Source organism: Massilia phosphatilytica (genome assembly GCF_977014125.1).
In genome coordinates this window covers 1-4,270 of the sequence record NZ_CDRNIL010000074.1, presented here as the reverse complement: position 1 = coordinate 4,270, position 4,270 = coordinate 1, and the positions used below count along the sequence as shown (strand labels likewise).

7 protein-coding genes and 1 pseudogene are annotated in these 4,270 nt (G+C 69.3%); 2 read left to right on the top strand and 6 right to left on the bottom strand.

Annotated features, from left to right (window positions below; genetic code table 11):
* Positions 1–11 precede the first annotated feature (11 nt).
* From ACWNCF_RS02655 to ACWNCF_RS02630, 6 genes and pseudogenes are all read right to left on the bottom strand, one after another.
* Positions 12–134, bottom strand: a complete 123-nt coding sequence (locus ACWNCF_RS02655) for a hypothetical protein (protein WP_449405917.1) — start codon at positions 132–134, stop codon at positions 12–14.
* 85 nt (positions 135–219) lie between these two features.
* A pseudogene (locus tag ACWNCF_RS02650) lies at positions 220–646 on the bottom strand (OsmC family protein).
* An 87-nt stretch (positions 647–733) separates the two neighbouring features.
* Entirely contained in the window at positions 734–1,546 is an 813-nt protein-coding gene (locus ACWNCF_RS02645; protein ID WP_449405916.1) for an ABC transporter permease, read from the bottom strand.
* Between the two features lie 366 nt (positions 1,547–1,912).
* On the bottom strand, positions 1,913–2,647 hold the full coding sequence (locus tag ACWNCF_RS02640; protein ID WP_056447999.1) for an ABC transporter ATP-binding protein: 735 nt from the start codon (positions 2,645–2,647) through the stop codon (positions 1,913–1,915).
* 14 nt (positions 2,648–2,661) lie between these two features.
* Positions 2,662–3,429 carry an alpha/beta hydrolase gene (locus ACWNCF_RS02635; RefSeq protein WP_449405915.1) on the bottom strand — a complete coding sequence of 256 codons (768 nt, stop codon included), beginning with the start codon at positions 3,427–3,429 and terminating at the stop codon, positions 2,662–2,664.
* Positions 3,430–3,444: 15 nt separating this feature from the next.
* The gene (locus ACWNCF_RS02630; RefSeq protein WP_449405914.1) at positions 3,445–3,789 is read right to left on the bottom strand and encodes an alpha/beta fold hydrolase; all 345 of its coding nucleotides are present in this window, start codon (positions 3,787–3,789) and stop codon (positions 3,445–3,447) included.
* Positions 3,790–3,798: 9 nt separating this feature from the next.
* On the opposite strand from ACWNCF_RS02630, the gene ACWNCF_RS02625 reads away from it, so the two are divergent.
* Entirely contained in the window at positions 3,799–3,948 is a 150-nt protein-coding gene (locus ACWNCF_RS02625) for a hypothetical protein (RefSeq protein WP_449405913.1), read from the top strand.
* Positions 3,949–3,990: 42 nt separating this feature from the next.
* The gene (locus ACWNCF_RS02620; protein ID WP_449405912.1) at positions 3,991–4,239 is read left to right on the top strand and encodes a hypothetical protein; all 249 of its coding nucleotides are present in this window, start codon (positions 3,991–3,993) and stop codon (positions 4,237–4,239) included.
* Positions 4,240–4,270: the final 31 nt, after the last annotated feature.

Below are 4,270 nucleotides of genomic sequence, written 5' to 3'. Positions count from 1 at the left end.
TGTTCCTTCGTTCAGTTACGTATTGCTAAGGTTAAAACGGAGGAGTTAGTTGGATGATCCAGCACCTGATGCCGTTGCCCGTCAAGGCGGCGATGCGCGCCATGTCGAAGGTGATGACCACGATGGCGTATCACATTTAATGAGCCGGCGTGACGCAGGCGTCACGCGTGGGCACGGGGTGCCTACGCCGGCTGCGCCCACCCTATGCCGCCACGACAATCAACCCTCGACGATCTCGAACGAATGCGTGATCTCGGCCGTCTTGGCCAGCATGATCGACGCCGAGCAGTATTTGTCATGCGACAGGTTGACGGCCCGCTCGACGGTCGCCGGCTTGAGGTCGCGGCCCGTGACGATGAAGTGGAAGTGGATCTTGGTGAACACCTTCGGATCCGTCTCGGCGCGTTCGGCCTTGAGCGTGACGTCGCAGCCGCGCACGTCTTCGCGGCTGCGCTTGAGGATCAGCACGACGTCGTAGGCGGTGCATCCACCGGTACCCAGCAGCACCATTTCCATTGGGCGCGGCGCCAGGTTGTGGCCGCCGCCCTCGGGGGCGCCATCCCATGTTGACCAGGTGCAGGCCGGAGCCGGTCTCGGCCCGGAAGCTCATCCCGGACGGTCCGTTCCAGCTGACTTTGACTTCCATCGAATTCTCCGCTTGAGTGTGTGTTGACGAGGGCGTCCATTCTAAGCCAGCGCGGCGCACCGTGCTCGCCTGGTCGCATTCCATCGTTCAGACAGCCAGCACGTAGCGCTCGCTCTTCATGCGCCAGGCGGCGAACGCGACGGCCCCCCACGCCGCCACGCCTGAACACAGGAACGTCAGCACGAACGGCAGGAAGCCGATGTCGCCGCCCTTGGCCGTCTCGCGCAGCAAGGTCTGGTTCGACAGCATCGGCACGAGGTACATCCACGACGCCGTCTTCAGCTCCAGCATCGACACCGCGAGCCCCGGCAGCATCGGCACCAGCATCACGATCGACAGCACGCTCTGCGCTTCCTTGAACGAGCGCGCGTTCATCGCCACCGCGATCTGCATGGCGGCCGCGAACAGCGACAGCGGCACGGACGCGAGGCACACGAGCAGCAGCCGCCCCCAGCCCACGCGCCAGCTCATGCCGATTTCTTCCAGCGGCATCCACGACAGGATGCCGTGCGCCAGCATCAGCTCCAGCGTGATGCCGATGACGGCCAGCGCGGCGGCGGCCAGCCATTTGCCGGCGACGAGTTCCCACGTGCGCACGGGCTGCGCCATCAGCACTTCGAGCGAGCGGCGTTCGCGCTCGCCCGCCGTGGAATCCACCGCCGCCGACAGGCCGCAGATGAACGCGGGGAAGAACAGGAAGCCGAGGACGCCGCCGATGACGCCGGCCGAGCGCGCGGCCGTGGTGCCCGTGTCGTAGCGCTGCACCTGCACGGGCGACAGCGCGGCCGGCGACACGCCGTGCGCCAGCAGGCGCGCGCTGGCGACGTTGGCGCCGTAGGCGTTCAGCACGTCCTCGACGTCGCGCCGCCCGTCCTGCTCCGTCGACGAATCGAACCGCAAGCTCGATGCGCGCCGGCCGCATCGCTTCGTAGTCGCTGGCGTACTTGCCGGGCAGGCGCAAAACGGCGGCCGCCTTGCGCGCGCGCAGCAGCTCGCCGATGGCCGCTTCGTCCAGCGGCGGCGTGTCGTGGATGGTGATGTTCTTCTGCTTCAGCTGGGCCATCAGGGTGGGCGCCTGCGCACCGCCGATCACGGCCAGCACGATGCCTTCGCGCTCGGGCCGCGTGGCGCGCTCGATCAGCTGGTGCAGCAGGACGCCCAGCAGCACCGGATACATCAGCGTGAACAGGGCCAGCAGGCCGAGCGAGCGCTTGTCGCGCAGCGATTCCTTGAACTCTTTGCGGAACACCACGAGGAATCTGGATTTCATGCGACGATCCCCTCGTCGGTGCCGACCAGGCGCACGAAGGCGTCTTCCAGGTTGGCGATGCCGGTGCGCCGGCACAGGTCGGCCGGCGTGCCCTGCGCCACGGTGTGGCCCTTGGCGATGACGATCACGTCGTCGCACAAATGGCTCACTTCCTGCATCACGTGCGTGGCCATCACGACGCAGCAGCCCTGCGCGCGCAGCGCGGACAGCGCGTGGCGCACGGCGCGCGTGCTCATCACGTCCAGGCCGCGCGTGGGCTCGTCCAGCAGCAGATGGCGCGGGCGGTGCAGCAGCGCGCGCGCGAGGGCGACCTTGATGCGCTGGCCCTGCGAAAAGCCCTTGCTGCGGCGTTCCAGGATGTCGTCCATCGCGAGCATCTCCGAGACCTCGTCGATGCGCTGGCGCAGGTCGCCGTCCTCCATGCCGTTCAGCTCCCCGAAATACGTGAGGTATTCGCGCGTCGACAGGCGCTCGTACAGTCCGAACTGGTCGGTCAGGAAGCCGATGTTGGCGCGTACGGCGAGCGGATCGCGTTCCGGGTCGACGCCGTCCACCAGAATGGTGCCGTGGTCGCGTTTCAGCATGCCGACGAGGGTGCGCAGCAGGGTCGTCTTGCCGGCGCCGTTGGGGCCCAGCAGGGCGGTGATGTTGCCGTCGCGCGCCGTGAAGCTGACGCCTCCCAGCGCCTGCACGGCGCCGAACTGTTTGCGGACTTCGTGTGCTTCGATCATGGGCTTGGGATTCGTCAGGGTTGCGGGCCGGCGCTGCCGAGCTGGAAGGTCGGTGCCGGGATCTCGTTCAGGCAGGCGCCGTCGACCTTGGCCTCGGGCCGGTCGAGGAAGGCGCGCAGCAGGCGCGGCGCGCAGCCCAGTTGCGACACGCCGTGGCCGACGTTGGGCGCCGTCAGCAGCTGCGCGCGGTCCATGAAGCGTGCGGCGTCCTGGGCGCGGCGCGGCGGCGTGACGGGGTCGAGGGCGCCCGACAGCAGCAGCACCGGCGCGGCGATGCGCGTTGGTGCGGCGTACGGCACGGCCGGCACGTGCATCGCGCGGCACAGCCCCTTGAGGCGGTCGGCCAGGGTGCGCGTCAGTGGACTCGCATCGGCGGCCGCCAGGGCGGGCGTGAAGCGCGGCATGTCCTCGGCACAGACGACGGCCAGGTGCAGCAGCGTGGCCGGCGCGCCTTCGGCGGCGAAGTCGGCGGCCAGGTTGCGGCGGGCGACGAACGGCTGCCAGCGGCCCGCGCTGGCGCTGTGCACGAGGAAGGGCAGGCGGCGCGCGTCGGCCGGCGAATACAGCATGTTGCGCACGGTGTCGAGCAGGCGCGCGCTCGTCATCGTGACGTCGACCTGGCGCGCCGTGCGCGGGTCGGGCAGGTTCAGCGTCAGCGCTCCGGCATCGAGCCTGGCGACGAGGGCGTCGAATTCGCCGCGCAGGTTCGGGTAGGCGCGGGCGCACGCGGCATCGCTGGCGCACTGCGCGAACAACTCGTCGAGCGCGGCCCTGGGCGTCACGGCCACCGGCCGGGATCACCTGGTCGGGCGCGGCCACGGCGTCCAACGTGAGCGTGCGCACGCCGGCCGGATAGGCGCGCGCGCATACGCCTGCGCGAGGCGGGTGCCATACGAGCCGCCCCACGGGTCGATGCGTCCGAACCCCAGTGCGCGGCGCACGGCTTCGATGTCGCGCGCGGCGGCGGCCGTCGTGTAGGCGGCAAACGGGGCTTTGCTGGCCGCGATGCAGCGGCGCAGGACGGCGTCCGCCTCCAGATCGCTGAGCTGCGCATCCTGGTCGCTGTCGGACGGGCAGTCGAGCTTGCCGGACAGGCCCGTGCCGCGCTGGTCGATGAACACGATGTCGCGCGTGGCGCGCACGCGCCACGCATGGACGAGGTCTCGGAGATGCTCGCGATGGACGACATCCTGGAACGCCGCAGCAAGGGCTTCGCAGGGCCAGCGCATCAAGGTCGCCCTCGCGCGCGCGCTGCTCGCCGCCCGCGCCATCTGCTGCTGGACGAGCCCACGCGCACGTGATGAGCACGCGCCACGCGCTGCCCGCGCTGCGCGCGCACTGTCGTGATGGCCACGCACGTGATGCAGGAAGTGGGCCGTGCGTCATCGCCAAGGGCCACACCGTGGCGCGCAGGGCACACCGGCCGACCTGTGCCGGCGCACCGGCATGGCCAACCTGGAAGCGCCTTCCTGCGCCTCGGTCGCACGACGAGGGGATCGTCGCATGAAATGCAACCTCGTGGTGTTCGCAAAGAGTTCAAGGAATCGCTGCGCGACAAGCGCTCGCTCAGCCTGCTGGCCTGTTCACGCTGATTGGGTGCTGGAATATCCGACTAACTCCCTC